Source organism: Paenibacillus lycopersici (genome assembly GCF_010119935.1).
GTDB lineage: Bacteria > Bacillota > Bacilli > Paenibacillales > Paenibacillaceae > Paenibacillus_Z > Paenibacillus_Z lycopersici.
In genome coordinates this window covers 1,552,180-1,571,658 of record NZ_CP048209.1, presented here as the reverse complement: position 1 = coordinate 1,571,658, position 19,479 = coordinate 1,552,180, and the positions used below count along the sequence as shown (strand labels likewise).

Here is a 19,479-nt window from a genome sequence, read left to right as displayed (position 1 = left end):
TAAGAAAAGTAGGGTATTCTCGGGATTGCGAAGTCACCAAGAAAGGAACCCTACTCAATGAATACTATACCCGAAATGGCACTATCTAATCTATTTGAAAATGCTGTCACTCAGTTCGTTAAAGACAATCTCGAGTCCATCATGCGTGCAGAAATTAAACAGTTCATGGAAGATGCGCCGGAAGGACACCCGAATAGCCGCAATGGCTACTACCGGCGCAGCCTGCACACCAAGTACGGCAATATCGAGGATTTATCCGTTCCTCGCGACCGCAATGGCGAGTTCCAGACGCAAATGTTCGAGCCCTACCAGCGCCGAGACGGGTGGCTCGAAGAAGCGGTGATTCAAATGTACAAGAGCGGGATGGGAACCCGCGATGTCGCACGATTCATCGAGGGGATGTTCGGAAGTCACTACTCGCCTACGACCGTGAGCAACATTACCGCCACCGTGCTTGAGGACATTCAGAACTGGCAGCAACGTCCCCTGCAGAAGCGTTACAGCGTGATCTACCTGGATGGCCTTTACGTCAAGCTAAAGCGCCGTACGGTCAGTGGCGAGGTCGTTTATTTCGCGATGGGAATCGACGAAGAAGGGCATCGTCAGATTCTGGGTTTCTACGTTGGCGGCCAGGAAAGCGCCAACGGCTGGCGTGACGTACTCAAAGACCTGTATAGCCGTGGAGTTCAAGAAGTCCTGCTGGGTGTGTTTGATGGGTTGCCCGGGCTAGACACGGCATTTCGTGAGACCTATCCCAAGGCCGACGTGCAGCATTGCGTCGTACATAAGGTACGGGCAACTTTCCCAAAAATCCGCGTGCAGCATAGAGCGGACTTCCTGGACGCGTTAAAGACCGTCTACAACGCGCCCGATCACGAGCTCGCGCTCGCCGAGTTCGATACGCTGAAAGCGAAGTGGGACAAGTTATACCCAAAGGAAATAAAGGCTTGGGAAGAGCAATTGACGACGCTACTAACGTTCTACAAGTACCCGTCCTTGATTAAAGAGGCCATTTACACATCCAATCCCATCGAGCGGATGAACAAAGAAATTCGCAAACGCCTAAAGCCCATGAACAGCTTAACGAATATGGATGCAGCCGAGAAAATTATCTATCTGGAGCTAACCGACTACAATGAGCGCTTTGAAACCCGGGTGATTCGCGGCTTCGGAGACCCGGTTGTGAAAAAGAAATTGACTGAGTTATTTAACAAGCGTTACCCACCAAATACGGGCGCGGAATAATCCCCCAAATCCATTAATCGCTTGAGCTACGTCCTTGACTACCGAACAAGTTCAGAAAATTCAATTTGTTGTTGGTGCGTTTCGGTGGGGGAATTTCCCCCACCGAAACGCACCAACAACGGTGACATATCCATCGTCCCGATGGATATTCCTACTAGCTTACACAAACTTCTTGACGCTACCACTTTTCCTGTCTCTGACCGGCAAAAATGCCGGTAAAGTTGCTGTTCGAGCAACTTTTCCTGCCTCTGACCGGCAAAAAGGCCGGTAAAGTTGCTGTTCGAGCAACTTTACCGGCCCAGCGGCACTTTCGGAGAGTGAATTTCAATTCCTGCTTTCAGGAAGGTTTTCGCGGCTGTTCTCCGCACGGAGCAGCGAATTTCTGCCTCCGGGAAGGATTTGTCCGAATAGCAACTTTAGCGACTATTTCGGCCAACGTCGGTGAAGCCGCCCGAGCAGCTTTTCGACTATTTCGCTATGCTGATTGCCTGCTGCTGCGGCAGCCTTTCTGGCCCAGCCGCACTTTCATGAGCGGCCGTAGCCCTTCCGCTCTCGTTGTCTTCAGCTTGGACAAAAAAAGGACCTTATCCGCTTGCAGCGGATTGAAGGTCCTTTCGCGTTTAAATCGGGATACTCCTATACGATCCGATAATGTCCTATTGCTGCTTGTTCGTTGCGCCGCCTGTCGCAGCGCCGGTTCCCGTGCCGGCGCCTGCCGCCGTGCCCGTTCCGGCCGTACCGCCGGTGCCTGCCGCCGTATCGTCCGGCTTCGGGTGCGGCGTGCCGTCCAAGCCGACGTACTCGTCGTACGCATCGAATATTTTCCGCGCGATCGGCGCGGCGCCATAAGCGCCGAAGCCGCCGTCAGGCACGACGACCGCTACTGCGAGGACAGGGTCCTCGGCGGGCGCCAGGGCGATGAACACGGAGTTCTCGACCTTCTTCCGATCGCCGACGTCCTGCTCGGACGTACCCGTTTTGCGCAGGAAGTTGTATTTGAACCCTTCGAAGCCCTGAACGGAAACCCTGCTCATGCCGTTATAGATCTCGTCCCAATATTCTTGCGGGAACGTTACGGTATTCAGCACTTTCGGCATGAAGCTTTGCACGGTCTTCCCGTCCTGATCGACGATTTTGTTGACGAACTGCGGCTGCAGCCGTTTCCCTTGATTGCCGAGCATCGCCGCGTACTGCGCCAGCTGCAGCGTCGTGTACTTGGCCTGCTGGCCGAAGGACGCCCGGATGAGCGCCGATTGCGAGCTCGCCGTCTCGGCTTCGTGGTAGTAATCGATAACGCCTTTGCTCTCGCCAAGCAGCCCGCTTCCGGTCAATACGCCGAGTCCGAACTGCTTGACGTAGTCGTCCCATACGTCTACGCCCTTGATGCCCTTGTATTTCTGATACAGCTTGTTCCCGACCTCCGAGGCCATGAACGTATTGGAGGAATGCGCGATGGCGTCCGCCGCGTCGATATTGCCGTACGCATGGCCTTGCGAGTCATGGATCGCGACCTGCGGCTTCGATTTGCCGAAATAGAACACGCCGGTGTCCCTGTACACGTCATGCGTCGTGAACAGCTTCTCGTTCAGGCCGATGAGCACGGACAGCGGCTTCTGCGTGGAGCCCAGCGGCACCATGGAGGACGGGTGACGGTTGCGCTCCTTCTCGTCGTCATAAGGCGGATACGCTTGGCGAATCGTGCCGTTCGCCTGGAAATACGTCGTCTTGGCATAGTCTTCCGGACTGATCGAGCCGCCCGACCATACGCTCGGATCGTAATCCGGCATGCTGGCCATGGCGACGACCTTGCCCGTCTTCACTTCCATGGCGACGGCGTAGCCCGTCGTCGCGTCCGCGCCGTCCCGATAGTAGCCCGGAGCGGTCTTCATGAACGCGAGATGATCCGTGATCGCCTGCTGCGTCATCATTTGCACGCGCTTGTCGATCGTCAGGAACAGATTATCCCCTTTGACGGGCACCGTGATCTCGGGCGGTCCGATAATCGTTTCCTTCGCGTTGACGGGATACTCCTTCAGCCCGTTCTCGCCGCGAAGCACATCCTGGTACATATATTCGAGCCCGTCGACCCCGACGTCCTCGTCGTCCAAATATTGCAGCTTGGCGTCTTCCTGATCCGCGATGTTCTTGTACTTGTTCATCGATTCCCGAACGCCGCGGTATTTCTTCAAATAGCCGATCAGCTGCACCGCCACATCGTCCTTGTCGTAGTTGCGGACGCTCTCTTCCATGATATCAAAGCCCGGATACAGCTCGCGGTTTTCGGAGAAATAAGCAATTTCCTTCTCCGACAGGCCCATCTTGATCCGCCGTGGAACCGCGTACGTGTTCTGGATATGCGCGAGGTCCATCCGTTTCTTGATTTCCTTGACGGTAAGCGACTGGGCCGGATCTCCGTATTTCGCGAAAATATCGAACAGCTGCTGCGCCAGCTTGTCCGCGTCCGCATCCTTCAATCCCGGCTGGATCGTGTAGTAGAGCGACTGCGTCGACGTTGAATAAGCCAGCTGCACGCCTTGGGAATCCAATATATTGCCGCGGATCGGCGGGATCTTCACGGACCGCGTGCCGTTGTCGTTCAATTGCTCCTGAAACTTCGGCGAATCGACGAATTGCAGGATCGCGAGCCTTACGATCAAAATACTGAATACGATGAAAGTCATGCCGAAAAACATATTCAATCGCAGCGTAAACCCGTTACGCTTGCGGTTTTCTTGGCTTTTGGCGTCATCATCCTGTGGTCTCATGCCAGCACTCCTTTGAAACGGTTGAACCGGCGCCGAACGCCTTGCCGCGATGCCGGTTCTATCTCCTTCGATTATGGCTAACTTATTTATTTCTAGGCGCGCGCGTCCGTTCCTGCCTGGTCAAGGAACGGCCACAATATAGCCAAATCCTGCCGCGCTTCGCCCGCATCCGGCGTCTTTAGAAACGTCATGTACGCCCAGAAAGTCCAGTCATTCAATACGACGAATGATAACGGCGGAAAGTTTCATGTCCGCCTGCGGCCGTCGTCATTAATTAATGGCAATTTCCTTGCGGCATAGGCGGGAAGACGAGCTCGACAAAAGCCTGTGCAGGCATGAAAATAACGGAGACGCTGCGATGATGAATCCGGGGCCAGCGCCGCAAGTCTCGGCAGGCGATTCCTGGCGAATCGCCAAGGCGCCGCCGCTTCTTCCGGCCGCAACGAAAAACGAAAGGCGCCTGCCCCGGGAACGGGACAGGCGCCTTTCGTATCTATTCCTGCTTCGCAGCCTTGCGGCCGGTCAGCTCCGGCCTCATGCCCGGGCTCGCTGCTAGGCGCCCGGCGCGCTTATCTGCCGCCGGATCCCGACGAACCGGCTCGCCGCGCCTCAAGCAGCAGGCCGTACAGCAGGGCGCACCATTCGCCGACCGATACGGCCGGGGCGGCTTCCCCGGCGCCGCCGGACGCGGACGGGCCGCCTTCGGCCGCAGCCGCGCTGTCCGTGCGCAGCCACGCGGCCGCCGGGCTGCTCGCGCGCGCCGCGGCGGAGGCGCTCACGCTGCCGCCGGCCGCTCCTGCCGTGCCGGCGGACAGCGCCCTCCCGGCCGCCTGCAGCCAGCGGCCGGCAAGCCCTTGCGTCAGCAGCGGGTGCCGCTGCCAATACGCGGCGGGCGACGGCTCTTCCCGCGGCAGCCGCGGCCCCATGTCCGCTCCCGCGGGCAGGACCGCGCCGGCGGCGGGCAGTGCCGGGAAGCGCGAGCCGCCCGGAAGCAGGCGGGCCAGCGCGAGCAGCGCGGAAGCCCGCTCGACCGTGAGCGGCTCGTCCGGCCGCGCTTCGTACGAGCGGAAAGCGCCCTTGGCTCCGAAATATTGGATCGCTTTGCCCATCAGGCCCGACGCGTCGATATCGCGGTAGAACCCGATCAGCTGATCGGCGGCGAGCAGTTCGTCCTGCAGATTGTCGATCGGGATGTCGCGCGGCGCGGCGCCGCCGGCGATCGCCAGGTCGGCGGCGACGCCCGCCGCATAGCCGAGCTGCATCCAGCAGGGCTCCATCCGGATCGTGCCGAGACCCATATGCGTCGCCGACACCGCCACCGGCACGAGCAGCCCGTCGACGCCGAGCGGGACCATGACGCCGTACGGAATTTGGTACACCTCCGTCAGCCAGCCAAGCCCGAGGAAGCCTTCGAGCGCGACGTTCCGCCCCGCGGCCTCGCGCTTGCGCGTCGCATGGGAATCGATCGCGTAGGCGCCTACCGCAACGCTGTCCGCATGAATCGGCGAGCGGCCGAGTCCCGGAGCGAGGCGGGCGTCGTTCTCGGTGAACCGGTATTCGCCGAGGATGCGTCTGCCCTCCCGGACGTACAATTGCGGCGGGAAATTGTCCGTATCCGCGAACTCGTCCGCCGCGTACCCCCAGCGCTGCGCGTCCTCGCGAAACGCTTCCGGAAGCGACTCGTCATGCTGAAGGAACCAGAGCAGCCCTTGGTAATAATGGCGATGGCGGTCCCGTACCCTCTGGCGTTCCTCTCGCCCGCCTTCCAGGTAGGTGCCGTTCTCCTCCGGCAGATCGCTCGAGCACATGCAGTAATGATGGTTATTCGTATCCGTCTTCCCGCCCGGCACCGGCAAAATATTCAGCACATCGCGGATCGAGCGGACTCTCCCCTCTGCCGCGTCGACGCTAAGGCTGGCGTATTCCTCTCGGTTATACGAAGCCGGCTTGCCCGGGGCAACCCGGTTCTCCGGCACGTCGGTCAGGCACAAGCGGTAATTGTAAGCCTGGATCCGGTCGTCGCCTTCGCCGGTGCTGCCCGGAAGCACTTCCTTGGACGGGCCGAAATTCATATAGAGCACGCCGGCGTACTCTTCGTTCCATTCGTCCCGCGATTCCCGTCCGACCTCATAAGGAACTCCGGCCATCGCCGCCAGATCCCCTTCGTAGGTGCCGTCGATGAACACATCCGCGGACAATGCGCTCCGGCCCTGCCATTCCCCTTCCCCTGCTTCCGTCTCAATCGCGATTGCGGTCAGCCGGCCGTCAACGGCCTCGGCGGACAAAAGCTCCGAGCGGCGCACCAGCGTCAGGCGGCTTTCCGCCGCGAGCATGTCCTCCAGAATCGCGCGCGCGACCGACGGTTCGAAGAACATCCCGCGGTTGCACGCTTCCGCCTCGGGTGAAGCGGTTCCGTATTGCGCCGTGTAATGGGCTTCCACGCGGTGCGCGAACTCGCGGTAAATCGCGCCCGAAGCATCGAGCCAATCGATGTCCGTGCGTCCGAGCCCGCTCGTCATCATGCCCCCTATGTATGGCGACGGCTCGAGCAGCAGCGTGCGCCTGCCTCTGCGCGCGGCGGCAACGGCCGCTCCGATGCCGCCCGGCGTGGCGCCGTATACGATGATTTCATAGTGCCGATCCGTTATCATCTCATCGCCTCCTGAACGTTTGCGCCTATTATACACGCTGCGAAATCCAGTCACGATGCAGAAAATCGTTTAATCGATGCACTTTTGTGCCAGCTCACTTGTTACAAGCGCAGGGTTGTACGGTGAGTTCCGTCGATGCATGCCGCGTCTCCCTCTCCTGCCTGTCCATACGCCTGAAAACCTTTTGTAATTCTCCGCCCCGGACGTTACACTTTTCCTATCGAGCTTGATAAGGAGCGTGTCCCGATGGAATATCCGCTGCAGGTCGGCTTTCACCATTATTCGGTCAATAAACCCCGCTTCGTGCTGCCGATCGGGCGGGATGACGACCATTGGCTGCTGTTCGCGCTTACCCACGGCCATTTCCGGTATCGGATTGCGGGTATCGAAGGGACCGCCGTGCCGGGCGACGTCATCGTCTGCCCGCCCGGCATCGACGTCAGGCGGGAGGCGCTTGCTCCGCTCACGCTCCATTATGCGGGCGTGCAGCCGACTTCCGGAGAGGCGCTGCTCCCGACGCCGCGCGAATTCGGTTCGGGCGGCCCCTATCGCTTCGCCGTCCGGGACACGAAGCGCCATTATGCGAACCTCCGCCGTATCGCGGCCGTCTCCGGCAGGCGCGACGCCATGTCCGCGCTTCGGCTGTGCCACGGCTTGAGCGACCTGTGGCTGCAGCTGCAGGAAGAGCTGGAGGATCGGCTGCAGGCCGCTTCGGCTCCGCCCGATTCGACGATGCAGGCGGTGCGCCGCGAGATCGAAGCCCGCGCCTTCGATGACGGCCGGCTGCAAGACATCGCCGCCGGCGCGAGCATGAGCCGCACCGTCATGACCAAGCGGTTCAAGGCAGCCTACGGCATGACGCCGCAGCAGCACGTGAACGCGCTCAGGCTGAGCAGGGCCAAACAGCTGCTGATCCATACGGATTATACGCTCGACCATATCGCCGGACTGTGCGGCTACGACAGCGGCTCCTACCTCAGCCGGGTGTTCCACGACGCGGAAGGCGCGCGGCCCTCCGAATACCGCAGACGGAACCGCTTGTAATGGAAGCCGGCCTGACTCGAGACTTTCAAAGTGCGCGCCCCTTCGGCAAACATTCCGCTTGTCTCGCAATCGCGGCGCTCGCGTGCCGTTTCTGTCAACGAGCGGTACGCGCACCGTGATGCCTTATCGATGACGACAATATGGCGCTTATTCGCGAAATTTAACGCGACCTATTTACATGCGATGCCTGGGCATGGTATATTTCAACACATATCGAAATAATGGCGAAAAGGCGGTGGGAACCCATGGTCGAGGACAACGAGGAGATCAAACAAGCGGTGAAGGTGTACAAAGCGCTCGGTGAACCGACCCGGATCAAAATAGCGATGCTGCTTACGGAAGAGAAGACGCTCTGCTGCTCGGATATCGGAAGCAAGCTCGAATCCGTCGCCGGCTCCACGCTGTCCCATCACTTGAAGCAGCTCACGGATTGCGGACTGCTCTCGCTGCGCAAGGACGGCACGTACATTTATTACAGCGTCAACAAGGAAGTCGCGCGGAAATACGCCCCTTATTTGCTGGGGTAGCCTTTTTTCGTTCTTTGTTTCGATAAATTTAGAAATATAAAAATAGCTTGACTAAGGGAGCTGGAGAGAATGTCTACCACATTGAAAATATATATGCTGGCCATCGTAAGTTTTCTTGTCGGCACGTCGGAATTCATCATCGCGGGCATCCTGGATCAAGTATCGTCCGATATCGGCGTCTCGGTGGCCGCAGCCGGTCAATTGATCACGGTGTTTTCCCTGGCGTACGGATTCGGTACGCCGTTCCTCATGGCGGCCGCATCCCGCGTCGACCGCAAGCGGCTCATGCTCTATGCGCTGGCGGTATTCGTCCTCGGCAACGCCGCCGCCTTCGTGCTTCCGGGCTTCGGCGCCCTCATCGTATCCCGCATCATCGTGGCGCTCAGCAGCGGCGTATTCGTCGTCACGGCGCTGACGGTCGCTTCCAAGCTGGCTCCGCCCGAGAAACAGGGCAGCGCCATCGCGACGCTCGTCATGGGCTTCAGCACCGCTCTCATCGTCGGCGTGCCCCTCGGCCGCCTTGCCGCTTCCGTCTATGATTGGAAAGCGGTCTTCGGCGCCATCGCGCTTCTCGGCCTGTTCGCGCTGTTGCTCATCGCGACCGCCATTCCGAAGACGGACAACGAGCTGCCCGTGCCGCTTCGCCAGCAGCTGCTGCTGCTTAAGAATCCCAAGATCGCCGTCGGTCTCGGCATTACGTTCTTCTGGATCGGCGGGTACGCCATCGCCTACACCTATATGTCTCCGTTCTTGCTGGACATTACCGGCATGAGCGGCGGCACCGTCAGCATCGCGCTCTTCGCCTTCGGCGTCGCCAGCCTGATCGGCTCCCAGCTCGGCGGGTACGCCACCGACAAGTGGGGCTACCGGCCGACGCTGGTCGGCGGCATGCTCCTGCACGCCGTATGGCTCATCGTCATTTCCTTCGCCGCCCATTCGCCGTCGCTCATGTTCCCCCTGCTCATGCTATGGTCGTTCTCCGCTTGGTCGTCCGGCCCGACGCAGCAGTACCATCTCATCACGCTGGCTCCCGGCGCGACGAGCATCATGCTCAGCCTGAACAGCTCCGTCCTGCAGTTCGCCATGGCGGCCGGAGCCGGCATCGGCGGCGTTATCGTGGAGGGAAGCTCGCTGACCGCCATTACCTGGATCGGCGCCGCCGGCGTCGCCGTCGCCGCAGCGATGGCCGCCGGAGCCTTCGGCTACTTCCGCGCCGGCGCAGGCGGCAGGCTGCCGAGGAAGGAAGAGACGCAAGAGAACAAAGCGAGCGCCTAAGCATCAGTCTTGCTGCTGCTTGCGCAGGACGCCGCTTGATTATCAGCTCGGCTCAATAATGACCGGCCGCTCTGCCGGTGCTTGCAAGCCCGTGGAGCTCCCGACGCCGAAGGAACAACCAATGAACCAACGGCTTGGGCGGCGCCTGGCATCGACGTCAAGCTGCGACGGAGCGGCTTCAACTATTCTTGCATAATGACGAATAAACGGGCGATTCTCCCGCTGCTGTCAGCAGCAGCGGAGAACCGCCCGTTTGCTTGGCGTTCGGTAAGCGTTCGTTATGCGTTCGTTAATCGATCGCGATGCCAAGCTCCTTCTTCAATTCATGAATGATAGCCGTGCCCGCGCTTTGGGGCGTATAGAGATTATTGACGTATGCGACCGCCAGCCGCCGTTCCGGATCGGCGAAACCGTTGGATCCTCCGTATCCGCCATGACCGAACGCGGAAGCGCCGCCCATAATGGAGCCGGGGGATCCCACCTGATAGCCCAAGCCTTTGTACTGGGGTTCCTGATTCGGCAGGTCTTGCAGCGCGGTCGCCAGTCGGATGCGGGATTCCGGCAGCAGCCGGATGCCATCCGCTCCGTCCTGCAGCAGCGCCGCGTAATGCTTCGCGATCGCCCGCGCCGACATGATGCCGTTGCTGGCCGGCACGCATGCGCGCCTCGCGTCCGAGCGGTTCATCCAATCGGCGAGCGGACAGATCCAAGCCGGAATCGCCTGCAGGCCCGTCGCCGGGAACGCGGACGGATCGAAGCCCGGTTCCTCCAAGAAAGCAACGCGAGCTTCCGCTTCCTCCGGAATCCCGACGAACAGCTCGGCCTGAATGCCGAGCGGATCGCAAATGTCCTCCTTCAGAATGCGCGCGAAAGGCCTGCCGTCCAACCGGCTGGCAATCTCTCCGACGATCCAGCCGAACGTAATCGCATGGTATTCCATCCGCTCTCCCGGCGGCCATTGGGGAACGAGCTTAGCCGTTTCCGCCGTCATCCGGTCCCAATCGACGACCTCGGCTAGCCCTACGCCTTCCGGCATATGCGGGATGCCGGTCGTATGGCTGAGCGCATGACGAATCGTAGCCCGCTCTTTCCCATGCACGCCAAACTCCGGCCACAGCTCGGCAATCCGCAGGTCGTAATCGGTCCCTTGCCGTTCCATGACATGATGGAGCACTGTCGAAGCAATGCCCTTGGTCGTGGAGAATACGGGAAAAATCGTGCTGCCGTCCACCGCTTGTCCCGTGCGCCGATCCGCGATGCCGGCGGAAGCGTCCACGATCAATTGCCCCTCGTAATAAGCGGCGAGCTGAACGCCCCGTTCCCTGCCCTCGTCGACCATTCGTTCGAGAAACGCTTGCATGTGCTGCTGGATGTCTTTCATTGGATAAGAGCTCCTTCTCAGCATGATATGAACCGTTAGACCTGTTCATCATATCATCCTGCTTGAATGGGCTACAATGCCCAATCCTCCGGCTTTTTCCGCCCGCTTCTTACGCCGGCGCCATCCAAGCTCCCGCCTGCAGCGCGCGGTCCGCCGTCTCGGCCGTCGCCACGGATCCGAGCGCCGCGGAACCGTCCAGCAGTCCCGCCCACTCCGCCGGAATTTCCGCGCCGAGAATGGCGTCGCGCAGGAAAACCATCTCGGCGATCATCGCCTTGCGGATGAAGAGCGGCGGCCGGACCGACGGATTGCCGTATACGATGCCGCCCTCCAGCTTGACGTATTGCGCTCGGCGCTCCTCGTTCTCTTCCGGCGTCTCGTGCATGTCGTACGCGATGACCCGGTCGTCCTTCCGCACCAAGATGCGGGAATCCTTGAAATCCAAGTACAACGCGCCGAGCGTGCCGTTGATTTTCACATAGTGCTCGCCCCAATGGAAGCCCGAGCCGTATTGCATCGTGCCCACGGCGCCGCCCGGGAACTCCAGGCTGAGCATCAGCACGTCTTCCTCGTCCCCGAAGCCTTCGCCTTGGTGAGCCAGATTCCCTCCGCTCATCGCGACGCGCTCGGCCGGACCCATAATGGATTGAATGATGTCCAGCTCGTGGATATGGTGAAACAGATGGCCGCCGGACATTTCCTTCTTCTTCTTCCAGCTGACCGTCTGCTGCTTGTTTTCCCATCCGGTACGTTCCCCGTGCGCCACGATCGGCTTGCCGATGACGCCGTCCGCGATCATGCCCTTTACCTTGCGGATGCCATGCATGAAATGCAGGATATGCCCGGCCATGAAGAGCACGCCGGCTTCGCGGCAGGCCGCGACCATCTCCTTGCAGTCCGCCAGCGACAGCGCGATCGGCTTCTCGCAGAACACGTGCTTCTTGTTCCGCGCGGCCAGCAGCACCGGTTCCTTATGATAATGGTTCGGACTGACGACCAAGACGACGTCGATATCCGGATGCTGGCACAGCGCCTCCAGTTCCTCGATGTATAAGCAGCCATGCCGTTCGGCGACGGCCTTGGCGGAAGCCCCGCTCCCGCCTTGGACCGCGACCAGCCTCGCGCCTTCCATATCGCTAAGTATCGCGGCGAACTCCGCCCCGAAATAACCGCAGCCGACGATGCCGAAGCCCAGTTCTTTCATTGTTCTCCATCTCCCTATCGTTGTATTCTATCGAACCGCAAACAAATCGACATGCAGTTTGACGACCGCTTTGCGCGCGATCGCTCCGCCCGTGTTGCCGGGCCGGTGCAAATCATGCGGGAACATGACCGCGTATTGGCCGGCGCGCAGCGGAAGCTCGTATGCTTCGGAGCCTTGCGGAAGGTACAGGGCGTAATCGCTCGCGTCAAGCTCGTCCGCATAAGGCGCGCCGCCCTCGGCCAATGGCAGCCAGCCGATCGTTTCGCTCCCTGCCAACACGTAGTGGATGTCGATATAGCGCTCGTGCCGTTCGAACGGCTTCTCCTCCGACGGCGAGCCGCAAACCTCGGATACGATAACGTACATCTCGCCCCCCAGGATGTCATGACGCCCGTTCGCGGCAGGATCGGCGCAAGCCCCGCTTCGCAATTCTTCCAGCGCCCGTACCAAGGCGGGATGCAGAAACGCGCGATCCGCGTCCAATTGCCCGATGTTCCCGATAATCATCCTTTCACCCCTCCGAGCGTGATGCCTTTGACGAAATGCTTCTGGAACGCGATGAACACGATGAATACCGGGATGAACCCGATCGTGGCCGCGGCCATCTGCAGCCCGTATTGCGCGTTGTATTCCGAAATCAACGAGGAGATGCCGACGTTGATCGTCATTTTATGCGGCCCGCTGAGCATGATCAGCTGCCAGAGATAGTCGTTCCAGACCGTCGTGAACGCGAAGATGGCCAGCGCCCCGGTCGCGGGCTTCACGATCGGCAGGAAAATCCGGAAGAACAATCCGATCTCCGTGCAGCCGTCGATTTTTCCGGCTTCGAGCAGCTCCGTCGGTACCGCTTGGCTGAATTGCTTCATGAGAAACACGCCGAACGGCAGCGCCAGCAGCGGCAGGATGACGCTCGAGAGATGGTTGACGAGGCCCAGGCCGCGCATCATCGAGAAGAGCGGCACGAGCGTAATCTGCTTCGGTATGAACATCGCGATAACGATGATCCCGAAAGCGGCGGAAGCGCCGGCGAACTTGCGTTTCGTCAAGGCATACCCCGCCATCGCGCAGATCAGGCAGATCAGGAAGCTCGCGACCGTGGAGACGAAGACGCTGTTGAACAGCCAATAGAAGACGTCCCCTGCCTTGATCAGATTGCGGTAATTGGCCAGCACCGGGGAGCTCGGGAAGAGCTCCGGCGGGAACTTCAGGGAGGAGGTCTGGTTCTTGAACGAACCGGTCGCCATCCAGTAGAGCGGGAAAATAAACAGCCCCGCGGCGACGTACAGCACGACGTTCGCGGCGATTTTCAACGTACGGTCCAGCATGGGTTTCATGGTCATCGGCTCCTCCTCCTATCCGTCCAGATTCGTTCGCATCAATTTGAATTGCAGCGCGGCCACGATGGCGATCAGCACCGCGATGACGACGCCCATCGCCGAGGCAAGGCCAAGCTGGCCGTACACGAATGCCGTGTTGTAGAGCAAGTACATGACGGTGGACGTCTTATAATTCGGACCGCCCCCGGTCAGCATCTGCACGACGACGAACGTCTGGAAGGCCCAGATCGTCGCCATGACCATGACGTACAGCAGCGTCGGCTTCAGCAGCGGCAGCGTGATATGCCAGAACTTGCGGGCCGGCGAGGCCCCGTCGATGTCCGCGGCTTCGTAATAGTCGGGCGAAATATTGCCGAGCGCCGCGAGCAGCAGCACGATCGGCTGTCCCACGTTGAAGGAGATGACCACCACGATCAGCGCCCCCAAGGCGAAACGGCCGTCGGCCAGCCACGCGACCGGCTCCATCCCCGCGAGCGATAGCGCATAGTTCGCTACGCCGTTCACCGGATTGTAGATCCAAGCCCAAACGATCGACAGAATGACCTGCGACGTGACGAGCGGCAGGTAGAACGCGCCGCGGAAGAACGAGGCCAAATGCTTGTTTTTGTTGAAAATAAGCAGGGCCGCGAACAACGAGAAGACCAGGACGACCGGCACGGAGCCGATGACGAACCCGAACGTGTTCGCGACGGAGACGAGAAAAACATGATCGTGCAGCAGGTACGTATAATTGCTCAGGCCAGCCCAGGATTTGCGTCCAAGCCCGTAATCGAACAAGCTGAGGTAAAGCGCGTTCAAGAGCGGATATACCTCGAACAGCAGGAAGAGAACGGCGAAAGGAGCGATGAATAGCAGGCCCGGCGCATGGTTTCGCAGCCCGGCGACGGGCAGGGAACCGATTCGTCTCATGATGTCAGCTCCTTTTCTTGAGAAAGATCCGCCCGCGCGGGCAGCCTGGGCGGCTGCCTCGCGGACGTTGCCAAACCGGGTTTACTTCGCGTTGCGGGCGATGATTTCGTTCGCTTTGGCCGTCCAATCGTCCAGCGCCTGCTTCGGCGTTTTCACCTTCGTGAACGCGGCCTGCAAGGCAGGGAAGAAGGCAGCCCGCGTCTCCGGATAGCCCGGGACGCCGAGTCCGATGTTGCCGACGTACGGCAGCAGCTTGATCGATTTGCCTTGGAAGGAGTCCTCGGCGTACAGATGCGCGAGCGATTTTCTAGGCGAGATCACGGACGGAAGCTTCGCGAAGTCCTCGACGCTCTCTTTGCTGTTGGCGTACGCCACGAACTTCTTGGCCCAGTCCATCTTGGTCCGGTTGCCCGTGTTCCATACCCACATGCCGTCGCCGAACAACGCGGTGTTCGTGCTCTTGCCGTCCTTCGACGGGAACGGCACGAGATCCATGTCGAACTTCGTTCCGTTGCCTTCCTTGAACGCCTGCTCGAAGATGCCGAGATGGCCGACGTTGCCCATCGTCATGCCGATCTGGCCGGCCGGGAACATCTTGTTGATGACCTCGGTCGCCTTCAGCCCCGCCGCGCCGGGAGGCACGACCTTGGCGTCGAAGAGGCTCACGAGGAATTGCAGGCCCTCGACGCCCTCCGGCGAATTGAGCGTGGCCGTCTTGTTGTCGTCGCTGAACGTTTTGGCGCCGAAGCCCCACAGCATCGCATGATGCGCTTGATCGCCGCCGGTATCCGCGGCGTACATCGCGTAGCCGTACTGGCCTTTCGCCGGATCGGTGACCGCTTTGGCCGCCTTCATGAACTGGTCGGTCGTCCAGAACGACATGTTCTTCGGCAGCAGGTCGAGCGCGCCTTTCGCCTTGAACATATCCTTGTTGACGATCAGTCCGATCGTCGCGACGCTGTTCGGTGAAATGTACGTCTTGCCGTTCACGGAGACGGCATCCAGCACGGCGCTGTCGAAGTCGTCCTTATCGATGGCGTCGTCGAGCGGAACGAGCAGGTCCTTGGACGCGTAGGACAGCGGCCAGAAAAACGAGCCCTGCTCGATGTCTGGCAGTTGGTTCGTGTTCGCGGCGATGCTTATTTTCTCGTTGATGTTGTCCGAAGGCACCACTTCTTTTTTTATCGTGACGTTCGGGTTGTCCTTCTGGAAGCCGGCGATGACCTTGTCGTACCAGCCGCCGATGGCTTCCTCGTCCTGCTTGACCCACCATTTCAGTTCTACCTTCTCGGCGTCGTTGGCATTCGAGCCGCTGCCCGCGCCGTTCTCGTTCGAGCTGCCGCAGCCGTACAGAAGACCTGTCGCAAGCACCGTCGTCAGTCCCGCCAGGATCGCTTTCTTCAATCGAACCCTCTCCCTTGTCTTGTTGTAATCGCTAACATTTACAATTGTACCGCCGGTTCGGGAGTGCGATAAGGAACGATATCGCGGCTAATGTTCACTTTCTTATGCCGTTATGAGAGCGTTCACATTCTTCCGGTCAACGTTCACGATCCCGTGACGAAAGCCGTTTCGTCATTCGTACCGCGAACGATATTGGCTCGGCGTAATGCCCGTCAGCCGCTTGAATACCCGGCCGAAATAATTGATGTTGTCGTAGCCGACGGTCTCCGCGATCTGGTAGCTCGGCAGATCCGTTTCCTTGAGCAGGACGGAGGCCGCGTCCACCCGGACTTGATTGACGTACTCGGAGAACCCCGTTCCCGTCTCTTTCTTGAACACGTAGCTGAGATAGCTCTCGCTCATGTTGACGATCTTCGCCGCGCTCTTGAGCGACAGATCCTCGCGGTAGTTGACCCGGACATAGTCGACGAGCCGCCCGATTTCCTCCCGGAACGTGTTGCGTTTGATTTCTTTCACATGCTCGCTATATAAAGAAATGAACGACAGGAACCAGTCTTCCAGCTCACTCAGCGTTTCGAAGGACAGCACCCGTTCGTAGATCGGCATCTCCGCCGCGCCGTCCTGGAAGTCGCTCGTCATCTCGAAGCCGTACTGCTTGCATGCGCGCAGCATGCAATGCGCGATGTCGAGGCATACCTTGAGCGTCTCCTTGACGGGCATTTGCGCTTCCCTCAGCTCGTCGATCAAGCCGGTCACGGACGCGCGGATCATCTCCTCGTCGTTGCGAGCCAGATAGCCCGTCAGCTCGTCTTCCCTGGCTTTCGCGAAGACGGCCCGAGTGGCGGGGGCGAACGGCTCGTCCCGCCACGCATACACGCGTCCCTTGCCCTTGTAGAAGCTTAACCGGCTTGCGCGCTTCGCCTCGTCGTAGGCGCGCTTGACCTCGGCGGGCGATATCATCGGCGCGCTGATCCCGACGCTTGCCGTCAGATCGAGAAACCTGCGCGCCGCCGAGATGATGGCTTCCCCCAGCTCCAGGGCGGCGCGCGCATTCCGGGCGGCTTCGCCATTCGGATCGGCTTCGCCTGTCCGGCCGGCTTGCCCGCGCTGCTCGGAGCACCCTTCCGCCAGCGGCAGCAGCACCGCCAGTCTACTCGGCGCAAGCCGGATCAGGCGGCTGTCCGGCCATTTTCGCAGCTGCTGCTCGGCCAGTCCGGCGAGGGAACGGTGCGCCTGCGTGTCCTCCCCCTCCTCGGCGGAATCCCGATGAACGCGAATCGCCATCAGCAGGCAAGGATGGTCGGCATCCGGAGGCGTCGCGAACAAGGCCGACAGGGCAGCCTGCGCTGCCGGGTAAGCCGAGTAAGCCGGGTTAGACAAGCCAGCCGGGTTCGAGCTAGCCGAGCCAGTCGGGCTAGCCGGGCCGCTCAAGCTAGCCACGCCGGTCGCCGCGCCGGTCGCCGCTCCGTCCAGCAGCGCCATGAACTGCGCCAGACGGGACGCATCCTCCCCGGACGACTTGTCCATCGCGAGCTCCATGCGTTCGTTCCGGATCTTGGCCCCCGCCTCCCCGATGAGCGCGGCGAGGTCCTGCGGCTTCATGGACGCCTTCAGGATATAGTCGTCCGCGCCCGATTTCATCGCTTTGCGCACGTACTCGTAATCCGTATGGGTGCTGAGCACGATGAAACGAATCGACGGATAGCGCGCCCGTACCTCCTCGATCAGCCGAAGTCCGTTCATGCGCGGCATGACGATATCCGTCAGGATCAGATCCGGCGGCTCCGCCGCTATGCGCTCCATCGCTTCCAGGCCGTCGGCCGCGTCCGCGGAGCAGACGAATCCTAACGACTCCCAGTCGATCAGCGTCCTCAGACCGACGCGGACCAGCATTTCATCGTCGACGATCATCACTTTAAGCATCGTCTCCGCCTCCTTCTCCGACATGCAGGCGATACGGGAGAACGAACGTGACGAGCGTTCCGCCGCCGGACGCCCGCTCGACCTGAAGTCCGTAACCGTAGCCGTATTGCAGCTGAATCCGCTGTTGTACGTTCGCCATGCCAATCCGGTCATGGCGATTATTATCCTCGCCGCCCGATTCCTGCAGCGACCTGCGAAGCCCGGCCAGCCTGGCTTCGTCCATGCCGATCCCGTTGTCTTGGACGGCAAGCACGAGATGGCCCTCCGTCGCCTTCGCGGCGATATGGATCTCCCCTTTGCCGTGCATCGGCTCGATGCCGTGATAGATGGCGTTCTCCACGACCGGCTGCAGCATGAACTTGATGACCTCCGCGTCCAGCAGCGATTCGGGAATCTCGTACGTCACCGTCAGCTTGTCGTTGTATTTGATTTTCTGCAGCGTAATGTAGTGGTCGATATACCGGACTTCCTCGCGCAGCGCGATCAGGCTTCCGCCCTTGCCGAGACTCATCTCCATGATCGCGCCCAAGCTGCTCAGCATGTCCGCGACGTCGCCGTTCTGCCTGAGATAGGCCATCCACTTGATGTTGTTGAGCGTGTTCAGGATGAAGTGCGGATTGATCTGCGACTGCAGCGCCCGGAACCGCAGCTCCTCCCGCTTCTCGTATTCCTGCTCCAGCCGGCGGATCAGCTCCAGGATGCGAATCGTCATCTTGTTGAAGGTACGCATCAGGGAGGCGATTTCCCTCGGCCCCTTGACCTCGAGCTCCGGCGCGAACGGATTGCGCTCCACGTCGCTCATTTTCTTGTTCAGCCGGTTGAGCGGCTTCGTGATCTGGAAGCTGAACAGCAGCGACACGACGGAGAACGCGATGAATATCAAGCTGATCAGAAGAAAATTGATTTTGCGCAGCTGCGAAATCTGTTTGAACAGCTCATCGTACGGCACGATCTGCACGACCTTCCAGCCGTTATTGCGAATCGCGCGATAGAATACGATGTTCTTGACGCCTCCCGTCTCCGCGACGAGGCTTCCTTGATCGCCCGCGCCTTGCAGCCCGCTGACGCGATCGTAGATCCGGCTGCCGACCGGATTCGCGCCGTCGCCGTACATGACGCGGCCTTCGTTGTTCACGATCAGCACGGAGCCTCGCAGCGATTGCAGCAGCCGGCGGACGTCCGCTTGGGTAATGCTGAAGAGCACGATGCCCGTCGGCTCGTCGTCCGGTTTGATTTTCATGGCGACGGAGAATAGCGGACGAATGTCCGCGGCCGTGTAATTGCTCGAATCGGGCAGCCATGCGAAGGAGCTGTCGCTGCGCAGCAACGCTTGAAACCAGGCGGAGCGCGCCAGCTCGGCATACTTGCCGGGCGGCGTGAACCAGGACGCGTACAGATGGCCGCGCAGATCCAGGACGGAAGAATAGCTCTCGGTAATGTAGGAGGTGTTGTAATTGCCGAACATCCGGTTCTTGTACGCGATCACTTGAAAATCCGACAGTCCGCCGTTCGAAGCCGCCAATTCGGCGGTCTCGGGCGCATTGGCGATGTTGACGGCGATGCTCATCATATCGTCCATCTGCCGCTCCAGATTCAAGCCGACGACGCTCAGCGTGCCTTGCGCGGATTCGCCGATCTTTTCTTTGATCGCCTGCTCGATCGGACGGTCGATGACGAGCACGGTCAACCCGAACGGAATGACGAGGAAGAAAACGACGGAAAAAAAGACGCTGGACCGGATGGAATATTGCCGTTTGCCCCAAAACTTCCGTTCCCTCACCTTTATCCTCCTTTTGCCTTATTATGCGGGCGTT

The 19,479-nt window shown here is 60.2% G+C and carries 14 protein-coding genes; 4 read left to right on the top strand and 10 right to left on the bottom strand.

The genetic code is table 11. The features are described 5' to 3' along the window. Nucleotides 1-57 precede the first annotated feature (57 nt). On the top strand, nt 58-1,245 hold the full coding sequence (locus GXP70_RS06725) for an IS256 family transposase (RefSeq protein WP_162355740.1): 1,188 nt from the start codon (nt 58-60) through the stop codon (nt 1,243-1,245). 656 nt (nt 1,246-1,901) lie between these two features. Here GXP70_RS06725 and GXP70_RS06720 read toward each other — a convergent pair. Together GXP70_RS06720 and GXP70_RS06715 are read right to left on the bottom strand one after the other, a co-directional pair. Further along, entirely contained in the window at nt 1,902-4,010 is a 2,109-nt protein-coding gene (locus tag GXP70_RS06720) for a peptidoglycan D,D-transpeptidase FtsI family protein (protein WP_162355739.1), read from the bottom strand. Nucleotides 4,011-4,579: 569 nt separating this feature from the next. Continuing rightward, nucleotides 4,580-6,661: an FAD-dependent oxidoreductase gene (locus GXP70_RS06715; RefSeq protein WP_162355738.1), complete on the bottom strand. Its 2,082-nt coding sequence runs from the start codon at nt 6,659-6,661 to the stop codon at nt 4,580-4,582. A gap of 246 nt (nt 6,662-6,907) precedes the next feature. On the opposite strand from GXP70_RS06715, the gene GXP70_RS06710 reads away from it, so the two are divergent. From GXP70_RS06710 to GXP70_RS06700, 3 genes are all read left to right on the top strand, one after another. After that, a complete protein-coding gene (locus GXP70_RS06710; protein ID WP_162355737.1) occupies nt 6,908-7,705 on the top strand; it encodes a helix-turn-helix domain-containing protein in 798 nt (265 codons plus the stop codon). Between the two features lie 245 nt (nt 7,706-7,950). After that, on the top strand, nt 7,951-8,232 hold the full coding sequence (locus tag GXP70_RS06705) for an ArsR/SmtB family transcription factor (protein WP_162355736.1): 282 nt from the start codon (nt 7,951-7,953) through the stop codon (nt 8,230-8,232). A gap of 69 nt (nt 8,233-8,301) precedes the next feature. After that, nucleotides 8,302-9,507: an MFS transporter gene (locus GXP70_RS06700; protein WP_162355735.1), complete on the top strand. Its 1,206-nt coding sequence runs from the start codon at nt 8,302-8,304 to the stop codon at nt 9,505-9,507. Nucleotides 9,508-9,796: 289 nt separating this feature from the next. Here GXP70_RS06700 and GXP70_RS06695 read toward each other — a convergent pair whose 3' ends face one another. From GXP70_RS06695 to GXP70_RS06660, 8 genes are all read right to left on the bottom strand, one after another. Next, nucleotides 9,797-10,888, bottom strand: a complete 1,092-nt coding sequence (locus GXP70_RS06695) for a serine hydrolase domain-containing protein (protein ID WP_162355734.1) — start codon at nt 10,886-10,888, stop codon at nt 9,797-9,799. Nucleotides 10,889-10,997: 109 nt separating this feature from the next. Beyond that, nucleotides 10,998-12,092: a Gfo/Idh/MocA family protein gene (locus GXP70_RS06690; RefSeq protein WP_162355733.1), complete on the bottom strand. Its 1,095-nt coding sequence runs from the start codon at nt 12,090-12,092 to the stop codon at nt 10,998-11,000. A gap of 27 nt (nt 12,093-12,119) precedes the next feature. Next, nucleotides 12,120-12,599 (bottom strand): NanQ anomerase/TabA/YiaL family protein, encoded by a 480-nt coding sequence (locus tag GXP70_RS06685; protein WP_162355732.1) that lies wholly within the window; start codon nt 12,597-12,599, stop codon nt 12,120-12,122. Beyond that, nucleotides 12,596-13,432, bottom strand: a complete 837-nt coding sequence (locus tag GXP70_RS06680) for a carbohydrate ABC transporter permease (protein ID WP_162355731.1) — start codon at nt 13,430-13,432, stop codon at nt 12,596-12,598. Before GXP70_RS06680 ends, GXP70_RS06685 begins: the two co-directional genes overlap by 4 nt. 12 nt (nt 13,433-13,444) lie before the next feature. Then, nucleotides 13,445-14,338 carry a carbohydrate ABC transporter permease gene (locus GXP70_RS06675; RefSeq protein ID WP_162355730.1) on the bottom strand — a complete coding sequence of 298 codons (894 nt, stop codon included), beginning with the start codon at nt 14,336-14,338 and terminating at the stop codon, nt 13,445-13,447. Nucleotides 14,339-14,419: 81 nt separating this feature from the next. Beyond that, nucleotides 14,420-15,742: an ABC transporter substrate-binding protein gene (locus GXP70_RS06670; RefSeq protein ID WP_162355729.1), complete on the bottom strand. Its 1,323-nt coding sequence runs from the start codon at nt 15,740-15,742 to the stop codon at nt 14,420-14,422. A gap of 171 nt (nt 15,743-15,913) precedes the next feature. Beyond that, nucleotides 15,914-17,665: a response regulator gene (locus tag GXP70_RS06665; RefSeq protein ID WP_162355728.1), complete on the bottom strand. Its 1,752-nt coding sequence runs from the start codon at nt 17,663-17,665 to the stop codon at nt 15,914-15,916. Continuing rightward, complete coding sequence (locus GXP70_RS06660) at nt 17,658-19,445, bottom strand: cache domain-containing sensor histidine kinase (protein ID WP_162355727.1); 1,788 nt, start codon at nt 19,443-19,445, stop codon at nt 17,658-17,660. Before GXP70_RS06660 ends, GXP70_RS06665 begins: the two co-directional genes overlap by 8 nt. Nucleotides 19,446-19,479 lie beyond the last annotated feature (34 nt).